Origin of the sequence: Flagellimonas sp., from assembly GCF_965601775.1 — a bacterium.
Classification (GTDB): Bacteria; Bacteroidota; Bacteroidia; order Flavobacteriales; family Flavobacteriaceae; genus Flagellimonas.
Map to the genome: position 1 here is coordinate 751,466 of NZ_OZ271837.1, position 18,404 is coordinate 769,869.

General features: G+C 40.2%; 18 protein-coding genes. 4 read left to right on the top strand and 14 right to left on the bottom strand.

The genetic code is table 11. The features are described from left to right. Window positions 1-83: 83 nt before the first annotated feature. The 10 genes from ACSLUF_RS03585 to ACSLUF_RS03630 form a co-directional block, all read right to left on the bottom strand. Window positions 84-326 (bottom strand): hypothetical protein, encoded by a 243-nt coding sequence (locus ACSLUF_RS03585; protein WP_435624761.1) that lies wholly within the window; start codon window positions 324-326, stop codon window positions 84-86. Then, entirely contained in the window at window positions 323-703 is a 381-nt protein-coding gene (locus tag ACSLUF_RS03590) for a hypothetical protein (RefSeq protein WP_435624762.1), read from the bottom strand. Before ACSLUF_RS03590 ends, ACSLUF_RS03585 begins: the two co-directional genes overlap by 4 nt. An 84-nt stretch (window positions 704-787) precedes the next feature. Next, entirely contained in the window at window positions 788-1,441 is a 654-nt protein-coding gene (locus ACSLUF_RS03595) for a CPBP family glutamic-type intramembrane protease (RefSeq protein WP_435624763.1), read from the bottom strand. 158 nt (window positions 1,442-1,599) lie between these two features. Next, window positions 1,600-2,427, bottom strand: a complete 828-nt coding sequence (locus ACSLUF_RS03600) for a LytR/AlgR family response regulator transcription factor (RefSeq protein WP_435624764.1) — start codon at window positions 2,425-2,427, stop codon at window positions 1,600-1,602. A gap of 75 nt (window positions 2,428-2,502) precedes the next feature. After that, entirely contained in the window at window positions 2,503-3,327 is an 825-nt protein-coding gene (locus ACSLUF_RS03605; RefSeq protein WP_435624765.1) for a thymidylate synthase, read from the bottom strand. 49 nt (window positions 3,328-3,376) lie between these two features. Next, entirely contained in the window at window positions 3,377-3,730 is a 354-nt protein-coding gene (locus ACSLUF_RS03610) for a four helix bundle protein (RefSeq protein ID WP_435624766.1), read from the bottom strand. An 89-nt stretch (window positions 3,731-3,819) separates the two neighbouring features. Next, the gene (locus ACSLUF_RS03615) at window positions 3,820-5,283 is read right to left on the bottom strand and encodes a NupC/NupG family nucleoside CNT transporter (protein WP_435624767.1); all 1,464 of its coding nucleotides are present in this window, start codon (window positions 5,281-5,283) and stop codon (window positions 3,820-3,822) included. 10 nt (window positions 5,284-5,293) lie between these two features. Then, on the bottom strand, window positions 5,294-5,923 hold the full coding sequence (locus ACSLUF_RS03620) for a bifunctional nuclease domain-containing protein (RefSeq protein WP_435624768.1): 630 nt from the start codon (window positions 5,921-5,923) through the stop codon (window positions 5,294-5,296). A 90-nt stretch (window positions 5,924-6,013) separates the two neighbouring features. Next, the gene (locus ACSLUF_RS03625; protein ID WP_435624769.1) at window positions 6,014-6,982 is read right to left on the bottom strand and encodes an electron transfer flavoprotein subunit alpha/FixB family protein; all 969 of its coding nucleotides are present in this window, start codon (window positions 6,980-6,982) and stop codon (window positions 6,014-6,016) included. Window positions 6,983-6,994: 12 nt separating this feature from the next. After that, window positions 6,995-7,741 carry an electron transfer flavoprotein subunit beta/FixA family protein gene (locus ACSLUF_RS03630; RefSeq protein WP_435624770.1) on the bottom strand — a complete coding sequence of 249 codons (747 nt, stop codon included), beginning with the start codon at window positions 7,739-7,741 and terminating at the stop codon, window positions 6,995-6,997. Between the two features lie 177 nt (window positions 7,742-7,918). Here ACSLUF_RS03630 and ACSLUF_RS03635 point away from each other — a divergent pair, with 177 nt between their 5' ends. The 4 genes from ACSLUF_RS03635 to ACSLUF_RS03650 all read left to right on the top strand — a co-directional run bounded on the left by ACSLUF_RS03635 (window position 7,919) and on the right by ACSLUF_RS03650 (window position 14,671). Then, the gene (locus tag ACSLUF_RS03635; RefSeq protein WP_435624771.1) at window positions 7,919-8,896 is read left to right on the top strand and encodes a pyruvate dehydrogenase complex E1 component subunit beta; all 978 of its coding nucleotides are present in this window, start codon (window positions 7,919-7,921) and stop codon (window positions 8,894-8,896) included. 170 nt (window positions 8,897-9,066) lie between these two features. Beyond that, a complete protein-coding gene (locus ACSLUF_RS03640) occupies window positions 9,067-11,562 on the top strand; it encodes a DUF5686 family protein (protein ID WP_435624772.1) in 2,496 nt (831 codons plus the stop codon). Window positions 11,563-11,631: 69 nt separating this feature from the next. After that, window positions 11,632-12,156: an inorganic diphosphatase gene (locus tag ACSLUF_RS03645; protein ID WP_435624773.1), complete on the top strand. Its 525-nt coding sequence runs from the start codon at window positions 11,632-11,634 to the stop codon at window positions 12,154-12,156. Between the two features lie 112 nt (window positions 12,157-12,268). Beyond that, window positions 12,269-14,671: a sodium-translocating pyrophosphatase gene (locus ACSLUF_RS03650; RefSeq protein WP_435624774.1), complete on the top strand. Its 2,403-nt coding sequence runs from the start codon at window positions 12,269-12,271 to the stop codon at window positions 14,669-14,671. A 57-nt stretch (window positions 14,672-14,728) separates the two neighbouring features. Here ACSLUF_RS03650 and ACSLUF_RS03655 read toward each other — a convergent pair whose 3' ends face one another. The 4 genes from ACSLUF_RS03655 to ACSLUF_RS03670 all read right to left on the bottom strand — a co-directional run bounded on the left by ACSLUF_RS03655 (window position 14,729) and on the right by ACSLUF_RS03670 (window position 18,392). Next, a complete protein-coding gene (locus ACSLUF_RS03655) occupies window positions 14,729-15,430 on the bottom strand; it encodes an energy transducer TonB (RefSeq protein ID WP_435624775.1) in 702 nt (233 codons plus the stop codon). Between the two features lie 117 nt (window positions 15,431-15,547). Beyond that, entirely contained in the window at window positions 15,548-16,162 is a 615-nt protein-coding gene (locus ACSLUF_RS03660; protein WP_435624776.1) for a deoxynucleoside kinase, read from the bottom strand. A gap of 98 nt (window positions 16,163-16,260) precedes the next feature. Then, window positions 16,261-16,938: a response regulator transcription factor gene (locus ACSLUF_RS03665; protein WP_435624777.1), complete on the bottom strand. Its 678-nt coding sequence runs from the start codon at window positions 16,936-16,938 to the stop codon at window positions 16,261-16,263. Further along, on the bottom strand, window positions 16,935-18,392 hold the full coding sequence (locus tag ACSLUF_RS03670) for a sensor histidine kinase (protein WP_435624778.1): 1,458 nt from the start codon (window positions 18,390-18,392) through the stop codon (window positions 16,935-16,937). The genes ACSLUF_RS03665 and ACSLUF_RS03670 overlap by 4 nt, the downstream gene beginning before the upstream one ends. Window positions 18,393-18,404 lie beyond the last annotated feature (12 nt).

An 18,404-nucleotide genomic window follows, 5' to 3' on the forward strand; every position in this document is an offset into this window, starting at 1 on the left:
CTTAATTGGGTATTATTCATTTAAATGAAAATCGGCCTTAGTCCCTTAAATTTGGATAAAACCATAATGCATTATAGCCATTGTTAGCTACTGGCTTTTTTTAGTTTTCTTATTTCCGCAATTAATTTCGGAATATCTTGTTTTGCGTTTGCAATAAAATCTTGATTATTGTCAAAAAGTGGATTCGAAATATAAATATCCTCTCCACCAGTCATTATAAAACTATCCCCACTTGTATGGTCTCTTCCTTCAATCATTGACTTCCAAGGTCCTTTGGTCGCATTGTTACATCTGTCTTCTATTTCTTGTAATTCCTTTTCAGTCATTTAAGTCTTATATCAATTGTTTTTCCTTCAATGTCAATTTCAATCCAATCTGTTTCGGAATCTAATTCTGGAATACATTCAGTTAATTCTTTTCCTTTTGCGTAGTTGCTCAATGATTTTTTGCCAAAATGGATTGTTGCTTGATAAACGTCTTGTCCGCTTTTTCCAATCCAAGCTTTTGTTATGATTATCCGTTTGTCGTTTACATGCTTTCTAGTCAATTGATTATCCGTTGGAAGCCACGAAACTCCATCACACCAAAACCCTTTTAATTTAGAATCATTGGAATCGGAAAACTCTTTACAAAGTCTAAATTCTAATCGAGTACAAAATTCTTCGTTAAATGGTATTTCTGTATTTTTTTTGGTTTTCGTCATTTCAACTAGCAGCTAACTTGTTTTATTAGGTGTAAAATACAATCACATACCCTCTAAGGTATCACAAAAACACCAACTTCTAAACTACTGAATCCCATAATACATAAATACCAAGGCAATGGTATCAAAAAAACCGTGTAGGGCAATACAGAACCAAAGGTCGTATTTACGGAAATAGAAAATAGTGGCCGTGATGACGGATATGATGCCTGTGATTATCTGGCCGGTTATGCCCTGGTAGGCGTGTATCCATCCAAAAACAGCTGACAAGAGGATAATGTTCAGTATTAAGGCTATTCTGCTATCCCCAAAGAACTTGACAAACTGCCGCATCAGATACCCGCGGAACAAGATTTCTTCTCCAAAAGCAGCCGAAGCCCAGATATACACAAAAAGGCCCATAATAGCAGGTAGGTTGCCCTCATAGACTTTAAACGCAGAAAAATCTATGGGTTGTCCAGTAAGATAGGTGACTCCGGGTATCAGTACGTACAGATATAGGGCAAACATAACCGCAGCTACCAAAGGGGCTACAACAAGAAGGTCTCGGGCTTTGAATCGATGGCGCTGGAAACCTAATGAAGCGAAGAGTTGTTTGCCATATTCGATTCGGCTGGCGATAATTACGATAATGGCGGCAAATATCACCTGAAAATACCCCAATAGATAGAGGGCAACGCATAAAAGAATGGCCACTATGGGCGTGAGTGTGGATTTTAAAACGTTTGTTTTCATCATTTTTTGATTTTAAAGTTTGGAACAAAGAAATGATGGAGAAGCTGATGGGACCCTAAGAAATACTGGGTTTTTACCTGAATGGTATCAAAGAAATAACTGAATGGTAAGTGCTTTTTCCCTGAATGGTAGCAAAGAAATACCTGAATGGTCGGCGGATATTACAGTTTGTTTTCGAACCAATTAAGAAATTCCTGCCTTTTATACCGGCTTATGTTGATTTCTTGTGCTCTTTCCTGGGATAGGTCCGATTTGAGCCGCACGGATAGCTTGCCGTTTTCCACAGCTTGCACTTGTTCAATGGCCGAGGCATGGAGAATGGTTTGACGGTTGGCTCGATAAAAACTATGCGCATTGATTTTTTCTTCGATTTCGTTTAGCGTAAAATCTGTGAATACCGTAGTGCCATCGGTTTTTACAATGTAAGCGATTTTGTTCTCGGTGTAGACAAAAGCAATTTCTTCAAAACCGACCAGGGTAATTTTGCCTCCATGCGCTACCTTGAGTTTGCCCTCTATGGATGAGAACCTATACAGTTGGTAGAGTTCTTTTGCGAATAAAATGGCAATAGCGATAACACTAATCAGTAAGGTTACGCAAAATCCGGTAAGGAAATAATACAGACTATATCCTTCTGTACCATTTACAATTCCAATAACAACCAGATAAAATAGGCCATAAAAAATAGATAAGTAGCCCAAGGTGGAGAATAAAAAACGTAACAGTAAACGCAGATTAATCTCTTGGAGAAAGTACTTTTTTTTGAAGTAGTCAAAATTCAATTTGGCAATGCCAATGATTGCGGCACCCAGTACGATGGAAACAAGAATGGGAATCCAAGGAAATTTATAGGACTCGTCGAATGGAAAACTTTCCGGTTGACCCAAATGATTTACTACCACGGCGATAATGACCAGGGAAATACCGTTGCTTACCCAAAAATTGGATAGGTTGAAATTTTTAGTAAAAAAGTCAATCAAAGAACGCATTAAAGCTTTAAGTCTATTTATATGAATGAAAATTACATCCATACACCCCTAAAATAGTACAAAAACAGGAAATTCCTATACGGCCACAACCCCTTTTATATGCGGATGGGGGTCATAGTTTAGCAATTGAAAATCGTCAAAAGTAAAGTCAAAAATGTTCTTTACCTCGGGATTCAATCGCATGGTGGGCAAGGGACGGATATCACGGCTCAGTTGCAGTTCTACTTGTTCCCTATGATTATCATAAATATGGGCATCACCAAAGGTGTGTACAAACTCACCAGGTTCATAACCGCATACTTGAGCCATCATTAGGGTGAATAATGCATAGGAAGCAATATTAAAGGGTACTCCCAAAAAGATGTCGGCACTGCGTTGATAGAGTTGGCAGGAAAGTTTGCCATCCGCTACATAAAATTGGAAAAAAGCATGACAAGGTGGAAGTGCGGCTTTTCCATTGGCTACGTTTTCAGAAAATGAAACGGAAGTATCCGGCAACACACTGGGGTTCCAGGCCGAAACCAACATACGTCGACTGTTCGGATTGTGTTTTAGGGTATGGATTACCTCTTTTATCTGATCAATCTCTTCAGAATTCCAATTACGCCATTGATGGCCATACACTGGACCTAAATCACCATTTTCGTCGGCCCACTCGTTCCAAATGCGTACACCATTTTCCTGTAAGTATTTTACATTGGTATCGCCATTCAAAAACCATAACAGTTCATAAATAATGGACTTGAGGTGCAATTTTTTTGTGGTGACCATGGGGAAACCTTCGGCAAGGTCAAACCGCATTTGATAACCAAAAACACTTAGTGTTCCCGTTCCGGTGCGGTCACCTTTGGCATTTCCATGTTCGAGTACATGTTCGAGTAGGTCGTGGTATTGTTTCATCGTAAGGGTAAAGGTAAAAAAGGTACAAGCAAAAGGTCAACAGGATGGGCTACTTATTATAATATTTTATCAACGATGCCAAACGGCGCTGCAACAGCTGGACTTTTTCAATAGTTTGAGTGGAAGAAGTGTTTCTAATGAATTGTAAATCAGCGCAAATGATGAGGTGAGTTTCCAGTTCATAGGATGACCCTAATCCAATTTGTAGAAAACGCACAAATTCTTTTTGTGAATATTTTGCACATCCTTCAGCGATATTTGCGGTGATGGAAACGACACATCTTTGCATTTGGGAAGTCAATCCGAATTTTTCAGTTTCAGGCAATTGTTCGGTCAAAACATAAATCTCTTTGACCAACTTTCTGGCATCCTTCCAAACCTCCAACTCTCGAAAATTCCTCATTGTTCAACTGATTTTTCATTTCGAGGTTGTTGCTACTAATTTACTCAGATACTAAACTTTTACCTTTAACCAAAAGACCTTAACCCCGTTTACCCGAGAATCATTCCCGCAATGGTAGCGGAAAGCAAAGAGGCCAAAGACCCACCTAGCACTGCTTTCATCCCAAATTCGGATAGGGTTTTGCGCTGACCAGGAGCCAAGGAACCAATACCGCCAATCTGAATTCCAATAGAAGCGAAGTTGGCAAATCCGCAGAGCATATAAGTGGCCATAATTACGGATTTGTTATAGGTGAAATGCAAGGTATTGGTCATAGTTTTTAATTCCGCCAATTGGATATACCCAATAAACTCACTGGCAGCTAATTTGATACCTAGAAGCTGCCCCATCAACATAATGTCATCCCCGTTTACTCCAATCAACCACATTAGTGGAGCGAAAACGGTTCCCAAAATGGCTTCAAGGGAAAAGCTATCATAGGGAGAGTTGGCCGCAATCCAATTGTTCAAGGTGGTCAAATCGCCCACCCAGCCCAAAATTCCATTGATCATAGCAATAAAAGCCACAAAAACAAGGAGCATGGCCCCTACATTCATGGCCAACTTTAAACCTTCCGTTGTACCATTGGCAATAGCATCCAGTATGTTGGCTCCAATTTTTTCCGAGGAGACGCGAACATCAGTATTGACTTTTTCGGTTTGTGGGTATAGAATCTTGGAGACCACAATAGCGCCTGGAGCCGCCATGACGGAAGCAGCCAAAAGGTGTTTGGCAAAGACTAATCGTAAAGCTGGGTCGTCTCCGCCTAAAAATCCGATATAAGCCGCAAGCACGGCACCTGCTACGGTTGCCATGCCTCCAATCATCACCAAAAGGATTTCGGACTTATTCATTTTTTCTAAATAGGCCTTAATCAGCAATGGAGCTTCGGTTTGTCCTAAAAAGATGTTTCCTGCTATGGAAAGGCTTTCGGCCCCGGAAATACCTAGGGATTTAGTAAGCAACCAAGCTAGGGCGCGCACCACTTTTTGGATAATACCCAAATAGAACAGTACCGAGGTCAGTGCCGAGAAAAAGATGATTGTGGGTAATACCTGAAATGCAAAAATGAACCCAAAAGTGTCCATGTCCACTACCAAGCCTTCAAAAAGGAATTTGCTTCCAGCTCGGGTAAAGTCGAGAATACTTACGAAGACCTCTCCTATTTTTTCAAAAATCAATTTAACCAAAGGAACTTTGAGCACTCCTATGGCTATTAAGAGTTGCAGGCCCAAACCAATTCCAACTGTTTTCCAGTTGATGGCTCTTCGGTTTGAGCTAAAAAGGAATGAAATCAATACCAAAACTGCCATACCCAATGCCCCGCGCCACAAACTGTTGATGGAAAACCCTTGGTTGGGCACCAATTCCGGAGTTTCCTTGACCGATAAATCATCAATGATGGTGGTGTCTACTGCTAGATTCAGAGAATCTACGGGAAGGGAATTTTGTCCAAAGCTATGGGCACATATCAAAAACAGGAGTATCAAAAAACCTTTGTAGTGTTTACCCATATGGTATACTTTATTTACGCTTGGAGATTTCGTCCCGAATTTTTGCCGCCTTTTCGTAGTCTTCATTGGCTACGGCCTTGTCCAATTCTTTATGCAATTCTTCCAAAGTGAGTTCTCGATACCCTTGGGAAGCGGCTCCAGACTCAATTTCTACAGTTTCGCCTTCCTGGAGTATTTCATCCACAACAATGCTGTCATCATCATTTTCATCTTCTTCTTTGTTGGAAAATTTCAAGAAGATACCCGCTTTGTCCAAAATATTTTTGTAAGTAAAAATGGGAGCGTCAAAACGTAGGGCCAGAGCAATCGCATCGCTAGTTCGTGCATCAATGATTTCCTCAACCTTATCTCTTTCGCAAATGATGCTTGAATAGAAAACACCATCCACTAGTTTATGGATAATGACTTGCTTGATAATAATCTGGAAACGGTCGGAAAAATTCTTAAAAAGATCGTGCGTAAGCGGTCTAGGTGGTTTGATTTCCTTCTCCAAAGCTATGGCAATGGATTGTGCTTCAAAAGCCCCAATTACGATAGGTAGTTTTCTATCCCCATCCACCTCATTTAAAATAAGGGCATATGCACCATTTTGGGTTTGGCTGTAAGATATCCCCTTTATTTTTAACCGTACTAAGCTCATATTCTCCTCCTAAAACCAAAAAAGGCTGTTCAAATAAGTGGCACAACCCATTATCTGAACAGCCCCTTCAAGTGGGCAAATTAACAAAATTTAAGCGTTTTGGGCTTTAAATTCCTTTAATTTTTCGATGAGTTTTGGAACGACTTCAAAAGCATCACCCACAATACCATAATCGGCCGCTTTAAAGAAAGGAGCCTCTGGGTCATTGTTGATGACCACCTTGGTTTTGGAGGCGCTAACCCCAGCCAAATGTTGAATAGCTCCAGAGATACCAATAGCAATATATAAGTTACTTGCTACGGGTTTTCCAGTTTGGCCTACGTGCTCGCCATGTGAACGCCATCCCAAATCGGAAACTGGCTTGGAACAAGCGGTTGCTGCACCCAATACATCAGCCAATTCTTCAATCATGCCCCAGTTTTCTGGTCCTTTTAACCCTCGACCCCCGGAAACCACCACATCGGCATCGGCGATTGTAGCTTTTCCCACTACTTTGTCCACTTCAATGGATTTGGTAGTAAAATCAGAATCTCCCAATGCTGGTGCAAATGTCTCAACTGAAGCAGAGGTAGCATTTTCCACAGTACCAAAAGCATTATTGGACACTCCAATAATTTTGGTTTCAGCCTCAATGGCTGTGAAAGCAAATCCTTTGTTACTAAAAGCAGTTCTTTTAACAACAAACGGTGAAGTGCTTTCAGGCGCAGCCACCACATTGGGAACATATCCAGCATTTAGTTTGGCTGTTACAATGGGGGTTAGGAATTTAGTGTCTGCGCTTGAGCTCACAATAACCACTTTTGCGCCTTCCGCTTCCGCGGCTTGGGCAACAACACTGGCATAGGCTTTGGCATTGAAGGTGTCCAAATCAGGATTGGATACGCTTAAAACCTTAGAAACTCCATAGGTTCCTAAAGATTCCGAATTTTCAGCATTAATGGCAACGGCCGTAACGGTTTCTCCCAATTGTTGGGCTACCGCATAAGCGTAGGAAGCTACCTCGAATGCATTTTTTTTGAATTTTCCTTTATCGGATTCTGTATATACGAGTACTGACATAATTCTTTTGGATTAAATAACTTTTGCTTCGTTATGTAATAGGTTGACCAATTCTTCAACATTCTCTGCGTCTACCAACTTAACTGGGCCTTTAGCGGCAGGCTTTTCAAATTTTTGATCTTGTGTTGGAGAAGGTCCGTCAACAGGGTCAACCACATTTAGTGCCTTTTTACGAGCCATCATTATACCTCTCATATTAGGGATACGAAGATCACTTTCCTCAACAAGTCCTTTTTGTCCACCAATCACTAGAGGAAGTGAAGTGCTGATTTTTTCCTTTCCTCCATCAATTTCGCGTAGGGCAGTAGCACTGTTATCATCAACCTCCAGTCCAATGCAGGTATTTACGAAGTTCATATCTAAAAGAGTAGCCAGAATACCAGGAACCATACCACCATTATAATCTATGGACTCCCTTCCTGCAATGATAAGGTCATATTCTCCGTTTTTGACCACTTCGGCCAATTGACGGGCTACAAAGAAACCATCTGTAGGTTCCGCATTGATGCGAATGGCTTCGTCAGCACCAATTGCCAAAGCTTTTCGTATGGTAGGCTCGGTTTGGGGTCCGCCCACAGTAGCCACATGAACCGCTGCTCCTTGCTTTTCTTTGAACCACATGGCACGGGTTAGGCCAAATTCATCATTGGGGTTGATAACGAATTGTACACCGTTCGTGTCAAACTTGGTATCACCCTCGGTGAAGTTGATTTTGGATGTAGTATCCGGTACGTTGCTAATGCAAACTAAAATCTTCATAATACTTTTACATTTTAACCCTTCAAAGATAGCCATAAAATCCGAAATTTATTATGCATGCATAATAAATTTTGTTCTTTTTTTTAGTTTTTAGAAGGATGGTTCTTCTTGTATTATTTCCTATTTTTGCTTGCCTTTTTAAGTAGAAAAGCAGTTTTAAACCTTTCAAACTACTCAATGAAAACATTACAATTCAGAGAAGCCATTGCTGAGGCCATGTCCGAGGAAATGCGAAGAGACGATACCATTTACTTGATGGGAGAAGAAGTTGCTGAATACAATGGAGCCTACAAGGCTTCCAAAGGCATGTTGGATGAATTTGGCCCGGAACGAGTTTTGGATACACCAATTTCTGAGCTAGGTTTTGCCGGTATAGGCGTTGGTTCTGCCATGATAGGAAACCGACCTATTATTGAGTTTATGACCTTTAACTTCTCGCTGGTTGGAATTGACCAAATCATAAACAACGCAGCTAAAATCAGACAAATGTCCGCAGGACAGTTTCCCTGCCCTATAGTATTTCGAGGCCCAACGGCTTCAGCAGGTCAGCTAGCGGCTACACACTCACAGGCTTTCGAGAGCTGGTACGCCAATTGCCCAGGGTTAAAAGTGGTGGTGCCTTCCAATCCAGCAGATGCAAAAGGTCTTTTGAAATCGGCAATTCGTGATGATGATCCCGTAATTTTTATGGAATCTGAGCAGATGTATGGTGATAAAGGGGAGGTTCCAGAAGGTGAATACACCATTCCATTAGGCGTTGCTGATATTAAAAGGGAAGGAACAGATGTGACCATTGTTTCCTTTGGAAAAATTATCAAAGAAGCCTACAAAGCGGCAGATGAACTGGAAAAAGAAGGTATTAGCTGTGAAATTATTGATTTACGCACAGTGAGACCTATGGACCACAATGCCATTTTGAACTCGGTTAAGAAGACCAATCGCATGGTTATTTTGGAAGAGGCCTGGCCTTTCGGTAATGTTGCCACTGAAATTATATACCATGTTCAAGACAAGGCATTCGACTATTTGGATGCTCCCATTGTAAAATTGAATACCGCAGATACCCCTGCTCCATACTCCCCAGTTTTGTTAGCTGAATGGTTGCCTAACGCCCAAGATGTTATAAAGGCTGTTAAGAAAGTGTTATATAAATAAAAGGAATAATAACTACCGTATATTTGTACGGTATATTAGCCTCATCGACCTTTAGGTTGATGAGGCTTTTTTAAAGGAATGGTTTTTGATAAGAAATTACCTTAATTCAAAATTGACCAAAAACAATTGTTAATCTATAATAGGATTTCAATTGGCGTAGCTATCAAAACATGAGAAAGTTCCTTTTCTTCATTTTCACAGTTTCTTGCTTTGTAGTCTCTTCCCAAACCAAAGTTGGGGGTATCGTATTAGATGATACCGGCTCCCCAATTGCCTTTGCCAATTTGGTTTTTAAAAATTCATCCGAAGGTACTATTACCAACGATAATGGACGGTTCTATATGGAATCTGATAATACGTACACCACCCTGGTGGTATCTTTCATTGGATACGAGACTGCAGAAATTGAACTTCCTCAAAAGGTGAATTACAATATGGAGATTCAATTGACCGAATCTACGGAACAACTTAGGGAGGTAGTGGTTTATACCGGAAAACAATCCAAAAAGAACAACCCGGCAATAGAAATCCTTAAAAGGATATGGGCCAAAAAAAGGGAGAATGGGGTTCGTAAATTCAAACAGTACAAATATGATAAGTACGAGAAGATTGAATTTGACCTCAATACCATAGATAGTAATGTAATCAAGAGCCGACTTTTTAAAGGACTGGAATTTGTGTTTGATGATTTGGATACCTCGCGAATCACGGGAAAAACCTACTTGCCTTTGTTCCTAAATGAAAATTTTTCCAAAGTATACGGAGATAACATAATTAAAAAGGAAAAAGAGGATGTTTTGGGAAGTAAAAATTCAGGTTTTGAAGGAAATCAGGCGATTACCGCTTTTGTGGAGGACCTCTATTCCGATTATGACATTTATAATAATTACCTTAAGTTTTTCGATAAAAGCTTTACCAGCCCACTGTCCAAAACAGGTGTCGATACCTATAACTACGTACTTTCAGATAGTACCTTTATTGATGACAAGTGGTGTTACAACATTATCTACTATCCTCGTAGGAAGAATGAGCTTACGTTTAAAGGAGACTTTTGGGTAAATGATACCACCTTCGCCATAAAAAAAATCAATCTTCAAGTGACTAAAAGTGCCAATATAAATTGGGTAAAGGAGGTTTATATTGAACAAGACTTTGATGTGGTCAATGATTCTGTTTTTCTGCTAAAACGGGATTATATGTTGAGTGATTTCAGTTTTTCCAAAAAAGAAAAATCAAGGGGGGTTTACGGTAAACGTACCACGGTGTACGATAATTACGAGTTTGATGTACCTCGAGGGGAAGCATTTTACAAAGCGGTTGCCGATCCATATGATCCTAGGGTTTTTGCCAGGGACAGTGTGTTTTGGCAGAACGCCCGTTTGGAAAGGCTCAATGAGGATGAATCGGGAATTTTCAAACTTTTGGATACCCTTAAAACAGTACCCAAGTTCAAGACCTATTATAATATTGTAAGTGTATTGGGTTCGGGATATATAGAAATCGATAAGTGGAATCTGGATATCGGTAATATTTACAGTACGTTTGGATTCAACGATGCGGAAGGATATCGGGTCAGGGCAGGGGCACGGACCTACTTTGGGCAGAATGATACCTGGCGATTGGAAGGGTATATGGCCTACGGTTTTTCAGATAGAAAGTTTAAACATGGTCTGTCCGGGAAGTTTTTATTGGATAGAAAAACGAGGCTTATCCTCTCTGGAGGAAACCGGCGGGATATTGAGCAATTGGGACTCAGTTTGACCAGTACAAATGACGTTTTGGGGCGTAGTATTGCATCTTCTTCCCTGGTTACCGTCGGAGCCAATGATAGATTGACCAATATCAACTTGTCCACCCTTAATTTTGAGATTGAACCTGTTACCAATTTGCGAATACGGGTCGGAGGGTCTTTTAGGACCTTGAGTTCAGCCTTGCCCGAAGCCTTTAATCTGGATTATATTGATCCAACCTCCCCGACGGGTATTTCATCCGAAGTGGAACAGTTTGATGTGAATACCACCCTGATTTATACCCCTGGCAAACGTACTATTGGGTATGGTGTGGAAAGGGTCAATATAAATGATAACCACAGCACGCTACTTTTAAATTATACTAAAGGGGTAGAAGGTTTTCTGCAAAGTGACTTTGATTACGAAAAACTTCAATTTTCATATACCCAACCTTGGCAGGTCGGTGGATTTGGTAGGCTGACCAGTACCATTGAATTGGGAAAGACTTTCGGAGAAGTTCCATTAAGTTTATTGAGTGTAGTACCTGGTAACCAAACCTTGTTTTCCATTTACAACACCTTTCCTAACCTGGATTTTTATGAATTTGTGACTGATACCTATGCCACTTTGCACTTGGAACACAATTTTAACGGAAGGTTGTTTTCTAGAATTCCTCTTTTACGAAAACTCAACTTAAGGGAAATAGTAGGGCTGCGCGGCGCTTGGGGTCAAATATCTGATGAGAATATAGCACTGAACGCACCCTCGAATATTCCACTCCTTGCCCCTGATGAACAGATTTATTGGGAATATTCTTTTGGGATTGGTAATATCTTCAAAATTCTGCGTATCGATTTTAATTTCAGAGGAAATTATTTAGATAATCCGGATGCACGACGATTCGGTATCACAGGTTCCTTCGGATTTAAATTTTAATTAACCTTGGAATTGGGGAAATTGGACTAAAGTCTGTGCAAACTGTCTACTTTTGCAAAAACAAATGATATGGCCAAGAAACAAGTAACTTTTGATGTTCTGATAGAAATCCCTAAAGGCAGTCGAAACAAGTACGAATATGATTTTGTATTGAACAAGATTCGTTTTGACAGAACTCTTTTTTCTTCAATGATGTATCCAGGGGACTATGGTTTTGTTCCAGAGACCCTAGCTTTGGATAAGGACCCATTGGATGTACTTGTTTTGGGAACTGAGCCCACTTATCCCATGGTGGTCATGGAAGTAAAGCCTATTGGAGTTTTTCATATGACGGATGAAAAAGGACCGGATGAAAAAATCATTTGTGTTCCGGTAAATGATCCCATTTGGAGCAAAAGAACAGATATTAGTGATTTGAACCCCCATCGTTTAAAGGAAATCGAGCACTTTTTTCAGGTATATAAGGACTTGGAAGAGAAGAAGGTTGACACCGGTGGATGGGGTAATGTGGATGAGGCTGTAAAGATTTATCACCAATGTGTGAAGCGCTACGAAGAAAGCGACCACAAAAAGAAGAGGACATTTACAATTTAGATACTATAAACGGCTGAAAAAAGCGCTTTTGAACCCCAAAAGCGCTTTTTTTATTAGTGGGTATTTTACTACTTTTGCCACCATTAAAAAATTCTTAAATAACTAATTAACTATGGATTTATTGATTCAGTTTCTGCCCGTATTTGGTGTTTTGGCACTGCTGTATGTTTTTATCAAAAACGTATGGGTTTCAAAACAAGAGGTTGGTGATGAAAAAATGGCAAGGATTGCCAAAAACATTGCTGACGGCGCCATGTCTTTCTTAAAGGCAGAATACAAGATATTGAGCATCTTCGTAGTGGCCGTGGCCATTTTGCTTTTCTTTAAAGGGAGCAACGAAACAGGTTCCAATGGAATGGTTGCCGTGTCCTTTATTGTAGGTGCTATTTGTTCTGCTTTGGCAGGATTTATCGGAATGAAAGTCGCTACTAAAGCGAATGTCCGAACCACAAACGCAGCTAGAAACTCTCTAGGAAAAGCCTTGGAAGTAGCTTTTGCTGGTGGTGCCGTTATGGGTCTTGGGGTTGTAGGACTTGGAGTTCTAGGTCTTAGTGGACTTTTTATGATTTACAGTGGACAAGGCTGGGAACTTGGCGAAGTATTAAATGTACTTTCTGGTTTCTCCTTGGGAGCTTCTTCCATTGCACTTTTTGCACGTGTTGGTGGTGGTATTTATACCAAAGCTGCTGATGTTGGTGCGGATTTAGTTGGTAAAGTAGAGGCTGGTATTCCTGAAGACCACCCTTTGAACCCAGCAACTATTGCGGATAACGTAGGGGATAACGTAGGGGATGTTGCCGGTATGGGTGCTGACCTTTTTGAATCGTATGTTGGTTCTATTATTGGTACCATGGTATTGGGTGCAGTTTTTGCCACCTTGCCTGAATTCCAAACTGCTTTTGATGGACTTGGCGCGGTGTACTTACCATTGGCCTTAGCTGCGGTTGGAATCGTAATGTCTATTATAGGTACTTTCTTTGTTCGTGTGAAGGATGGTGGAAATCCACAAACCGCATTAAATATTGGAGAATTTGGTTCTGCAGGTTTAATGTTGGTAGCTTCCTACTTCTTGATTAATGGTATGTTGCCTGAATCTTGGGTAGAAGGTGGAAAAGAGTTCACTTCTATGGGAGTGTTTTGGGCTACAATCGCAGGTTTGGTTGCAGGTCTTGCTGTAGGTAAGGTAACCGAATACTACACAGGTACAGGAACAAAACCAGTAAATTCAATAGTACGTCAGTCAGATACTGGTGCTGCAACCAATATCATCGCAGGATTAGGTGTTGGAATGATGTCAACCGCTATTCCTATTATCTTGATAGCCGCTGCAATTTTGGTTTCCCACTATTTCGCAGGACTTTACGGAATTGCCATCGCTGCGGTAGGAATGTTGGCGAATACGGGAATCCAGTTAGCTGTTGATGCTTATGGACCTATTTCTGATAATGCTGGAGGTATTGCTGAAATGGCTGAATTGCCAAGCGAAGTTCGTGAGCGTACTGATAAATTGGATGCGGTAGGGAATACAACTGCTGCCATTGGTAAAGGTTTTGCTATTGCTTCTGCAGCATTGACTGCCTTGGCATTGTTTGCTGCCTTTATGAAAACTGCAGGTGTTCAGTCCATTGATGTTTCTCAACCTGATATTATGGCTGGTTTGCTGATAGGAGGTATGCTTCCTTTCGTATTCTCTGCCCTTTCCATGAACGCGGTAGGTAGAGCGGCCATGGCTATGATTGAAGAAGTACGTCGTCAGTTTAGGGATATTCCTCAATTGAAAGCGGCTTTGGAAGTGATGAGAGCTGTTGATTCAGATATGTCCAAAGCAACCGATGCCCAAAGAGCTACTTTTGATGCTGCCGATGGTGTTGCTGAATATGATAAGTGTGTGGCGATTTCAACCACAGCTTCCATTAAGGAAATGGTATTTCCGGGTCTTTTAGCCATTGCCGTGCCAGTTGCTGTCGGATTTATTGGGGGTGCCGAAATGTTAGGAGGTCTATTGGCAGGTGTAACTACTGCCGGTGTTTTGATGGCTATCTTCCAGTCCAATGCTGGAGGTGCATGGGATAACGCCAAGAAAACTATTGAAAGTGAAGGCCGCAAAGGTTCTGATGCACACAAGGCTGCAGTTGTTGGGGATACAGTTGGTGACCCATTTAAAGATACTTCAGGCCCTTCCTTGAACATCTTATTGAAATTGATGTCTGTTGTAGCCTTAGTAATTGCTCCAAGTTTGGTTAGTCTTTCGCCTGCTGACGAAGTAAGTATGATAAAAGCAGATGGTACTACTATTTCCATTACCACGGATGGCATGAAAGAATCCAAAGAGATAGAAAAACAAATAAAAGTTGAAATCAGCAATACCGCTGATGGTGCTTTTAAGGCTGTTATGACTACCGTAAGTGAAGTTAATGGAGAAAAGAAAAAAGCAGTTTCTGCTTATTCTGCTGAGACTAAAGAAGAGGTAGAAAAATGGGTTGAAGAACAAAAAGCCTTGAAGGCAAACGAGTAAACCTACCTTTTATTTAAAAGACAAAAACCACGCTTTAAGCGTGGTTTTTTTATGATTTTAATTAAGTCGAAAAGTGATGGGAATAGCAAAAGGAACCTTAACAGGAGTACCTCGCTGCTTACCAGGAGTCATCTGAGGAAGTTTTGAGATTATCCGCTCCGCTTCCCGTTCCAAAAGTTGATGAGGCCCTCGCATACGAACATTTCCAATACTTCCATCTTTCTGAATGGTGAATACCACGTTCACCCTCCCTTGCAATCCCATTTCTTGTGCCAATTCAGGATATCTAAAGTTTTTACGAATGTGCTTTTGCATCATTTCTTGAAAGCAGGCACGCTTGTCATTGGCGTTTTCACAACCTGGAAAAACAGGGACATCTTCAATTACTATAAATGATACTTCATCTGGAATGTCATCATCAATTACCTCGATATCACTCACATCCGCTATTTCGGTGTCCTGGTCTGGTTCGTTGGATTCTATTATCGTTTCCACGATGTCATCATCATCAGGAGCAATTTCAATAATTGGAGGCGTTTGGATTTTCGGCTTAGGCGGAGGAGGTAATTTAATAACAGGAGGTTCTACTTCTGTTATATCATCTGGGCTAAATAAAGTTTGTGCATATTCTGGCGGCTCATGAAAGGTCTTCCATTCCAAAGCCAAGTAAATCAATCCTAAAATAGCTGCCAAACCAATGGCAAAATAGAGACTGGAATTGCGTTCCAGTTGAAGCTCACGGTTCTTTTTAGTTTCCATACTACATCATTTTTGTTGTTACTGATGATGAACTTATGGGAAATATAGAGTCAGCGAAAACTAAAATGAGGGAATGCTACTGTAGAACCAGTGAATAAACCTTAAGTGGAAAAAAATCTAAAATAAACCGTGTAGTTCTGCATCAATGCGGTTGATAACCTGCCCCAAATCTTCTGGGTCATCCACAAAATTTAGGTTGTCGACGTTGAAAACAAGAAGCTTGCCCTTTTCATAGGTGTCCACCCAAGCTTCGTATCGTTCATTCAAGCGGCTGAGGTAATCAATGGAGATGGTATTTTCATATTCTCTACCACGCTTGTGAATTTGGTTCACCAAATTGGGAATTGAGCTTCGCAAATAGATAAGCAAATCAGGAGGTTGCACCAAAGTTTCCATGAGTTCAAACAGACTTTTGTAGTTCTCAAAGTCACGATTGGTCATCAAGCCCATCGCATGAAGGTTGGGCGCAAAAATATGGGCATCTTCGTAAATAGTTCGGTCTTGAATGACATTTTTACCACTTTCCCTGATTTTTAAAATCTGACGATACCGGCTGTTCAAAAAATAGATTTGCAGATTAAAGCTCCAACGCTCCATTTGGGTGTAAAAATCATCGAGGTATGGATTGTCCACCACATCTTCAAAATGTGCATCCCATTTATAGTGCTTTGATAATAAATTGGTTAAAGTGGTCTTTCCTGCTCCAATATTTCCAGCTACGGCAATGTGCATTTTGGATTAATTTTAAGTAGTGTTTAAATAAAACGGAGGGCGCAATATACAAAGTATATTGAGTTGGAGGAAAGATTTCAGATGAAATGAAGCTTAACTCAACAAATCAATTTATAGCCCATTCCGCGAACGTTGATTATCTGTATGTTTTCATCTTTTTTCAACTTTTTTCTGAGTTTGGTGATAAACACATCCATGCTACGAGCGTTGAAAAAATCGTCATCTCCCCATAGTTTTTTCAATATTTCCGAGCGGTCCAGAACATCATTTTGCCTTTTTATAAGATGATAGAGTAATTCTGCCTCCCTATGGGTAAGTTTTTGTTCTTCATTTTCAAAGGTCAAAAGTTGCTTGGTATAATTGAAAATGAACCTTCCAATTTGCAGGTTGTCTTGTTGTTTTTTTGCAGAACGGCTTAGTAAGGCGTGAATACGGACAATGAGCTCTTCCATACTGAAAGGCTTTTTTAAGTAATCATTACCGCCCAATTGAAAACCATGGACCACATCTTTGGTTTGGGATTTTGCGGTTAAGAAAATGATGGGAATGTCGATATTTTCCTTTCTAATTTCCTCAGCCAGGGTAAAGCCATCTTTTTTGGGCATCATCACATCCAATACCAGAATATCCGGTTTATTTTCCAAGTAACTTTGATGGGCTTGAATGCCATCTTCACATAAGACCACCTCAAAATTGCGCGTTTCCAAGCTTTCCTTTACAATTTGTCCCAAAGCAGGTTCATCTTCAGCTAAAAGTATTTTAATGGGATTACTCATAGCTCAATTTTGAATATAGTATATGAAGTGTCTGGCACCAAGGTCAGATTTCCAGCATGTTTCTCAACTATTTTCTTAGCGTAAAAAAGACCAATTCCAAAGCCTTTTACATCATGTTGATTTCCAGTAGGTACGCGATAAAACTTATCAAATATTTTGTCCTGTTGTTTTTTGCCAATCCCTTTTCCATTATCGGCAATCGTAATCACTGATTTATCCAGTATTGAATCTAAGGAAACTTCCACACGGTCCCCGCCATATTTAATCGCATTATCCAAAATGTTCGAGATGACATTTTCAAAATGGAAAGGGTCCACTTCTTTCACCAACTTTTCGGAATTGTTTTTAAAAACAATGGTCTTTTCCGTCATAAGCTTAAACCTATCTACAACTGAACCGATTAAAACAGCAAGGTCATGAGGTTCTTTTTCAAGTACCAAACGCTCGCTATCCAAAGTGGCAGTTTCCAATAATTTTTCGACCATGGTATGCAGCTTCTTTAATTGTTGCTGGGAAATATCCAGATATTTCTCAGTTTTAGAAGTATCATTGAGTGCATTGAAGTTTTTTATACCCTCAATAGCGGTGGACACCGTGGCAATCGGCGTTTTGAACTCGTGGGTAATATTATTTATCAGGTCATTCTTGATTTCTGATAGCTGTTTTTGCTTTCTAATGGTTCGCAAAAGATAAAAGAGACTGTAAATAATACATCCTGAAAGCAGAAGCGAAAGGACAATCCCAGTAAGACTTCTTTTAAGTATAGCCAAAACGGGGTTATTATAGTTGAGTTCAAGTTTCTGAAAGTCAACTAGGTAGTTTGATTTGGATACTGCTGTTAACGGATAACTTTTTGCTTGACCCCTTGAAATAGTACTTACTAAAGAGTCATCTTCAAAGTAATTCAGTTCATAGGCCAACTCCACTTGTTTTTGCATCAAATCGCGATTTAATAGACTATCCAATTTGCTAAAATCCAAGTTTTGACTAGAAGCTGAGGTAATCAATCGATTGAATAGCTTGCGAAAAGGCCCAGAACTGTCCCGCATCTTTTTCTGAAGAAAATGCATTCTGGCAAACCGTCGTAATGGTCTTCGAGGCTTGATTCTGATTTTAGCACTATCCAGTCCTTCAAGGACCTGTCGAATAGCTTCCTCCCCTTTTTCTTGCTTAATGTCAATATTGATTATGCTGTCACTTTGAATGATACTAACGAACCCTTCCTTTTTCTTAAAATTCAAAGTATCCCTATCAAGAAACGTAAAAAAGTCTGTCTTTGCCAAGTTGGCGTAGTAAGCCTCTACACTATTATCAAAACTGTTTTGAACCTCATTGATTAAGGTCTGTTTGTTGGTTTTGTAATTCCCTATATTCCAGTACACCTGAATAGCAATAGTTGCCAAAATGGTAACTAAAATCAAGTAAAGGATATACGTGTATTTTTTGGACTCCATCGTTCAAATCTA

Excerpts from the sequence above, each read along its gene's own strand:
- ACSLUF_RS03585 (WP_435624761.1), bottom strand. The coding sequence starts at position 326 with ATGACTGAAAAGGAATTACAAGAAATAGAAGACAGATGTAACAATGCG.
- ACSLUF_RS03590 (WP_435624762.1), bottom strand. The coding sequence starts at position 703 with ATGACGAAAACCAAAAAAAATACAGAAATACCATTTAACGAAGAATTT.
- ACSLUF_RS03595 (WP_435624763.1), bottom strand. The coding sequence starts at position 1,441 with ATGATGAAAACAAACGTTTTAAAATCCACACTCACGCCCATAGTGGCC.
- ACSLUF_RS03600 (WP_435624764.1), bottom strand. The coding sequence starts at position 2,427 with ATGCGTTCTTTGATTGACTTTTTTACTAAAAATTTCAACCTATCCAAT.
- ACSLUF_RS03605 (WP_435624765.1), bottom strand. The coding sequence starts at position 3,327 with ATGAAACAATACCACGACCTACTCGAACATGTACTCGAACATGGAAAT.
- ACSLUF_RS03610 (WP_435624766.1), bottom strand. The coding sequence starts at position 3,730 with ATGAGGAATTTTCGAGAGTTGGAGGTTTGGAAGGATGCCAGAAAGTTG.
- ACSLUF_RS03615 (WP_435624767.1), bottom strand. The coding sequence starts at position 5,283 with ATGGGTAAACACTACAAAGGTTTTTTGATACTCCTGTTTTTGATATGT.
- ACSLUF_RS03620 (WP_435624768.1), bottom strand. The coding sequence starts at position 5,923 with ATGAGCTTAGTACGGTTAAAAATAAAGGGGATATCTTACAGCCAAACC.
- ACSLUF_RS03625 (WP_435624769.1), bottom strand. The coding sequence starts at position 6,982 with ATGTCAGTACTCGTATATACAGAATCCGATAAAGGAAAATTCAAAAAA.
- ACSLUF_RS03630 (WP_435624770.1), bottom strand. The coding sequence starts at position 7,741 with ATGAAGATTTTAGTTTGCATTAGCAACGTACCGGATACTACATCCAAA.
- ACSLUF_RS03635 (WP_435624771.1), top strand. The coding sequence starts at position 7,919 with ATGAAAACATTACAATTCAGAGAAGCCATTGCTGAGGCCATGTCCGAG.
- ACSLUF_RS03640 (WP_435624772.1), top strand. The coding sequence starts at position 9,067 with ATGAGAAAGTTCCTTTTCTTCATTTTCACAGTTTCTTGCTTTGTAGTC.
- ACSLUF_RS03645 (WP_435624773.1), top strand. The coding sequence starts at position 11,632 with ATGGCCAAGAAACAAGTAACTTTTGATGTTCTGATAGAAATCCCTAAA.
- ACSLUF_RS03650 (WP_435624774.1), top strand. The coding sequence starts at position 12,269 with ATGGATTTATTGATTCAGTTTCTGCCCGTATTTGGTGTTTTGGCACTG.
- ACSLUF_RS03655 (WP_435624775.1), bottom strand. The coding sequence starts at position 15,430 with ATGGAAACTAAAAAGAACCGTGAGCTTCAACTGGAACGCAATTCCAGT.
- ACSLUF_RS03660 (WP_435624776.1), bottom strand. The coding sequence starts at position 16,162 with ATGCACATTGCCGTAGCTGGAAATATTGGAGCAGGAAAGACCACTTTA.
- ACSLUF_RS03665 (WP_435624777.1), bottom strand. The coding sequence starts at position 16,938 with ATGAGTAATCCCATTAAAATACTTTTAGCTGAAGATGAACCTGCTTTG.
- ACSLUF_RS03670 (WP_435624778.1), bottom strand. The coding sequence starts at position 18,392 with ATGGAGTCCAAAAAATACACGTATATCCTTTACTTGATTTTAGTTACC.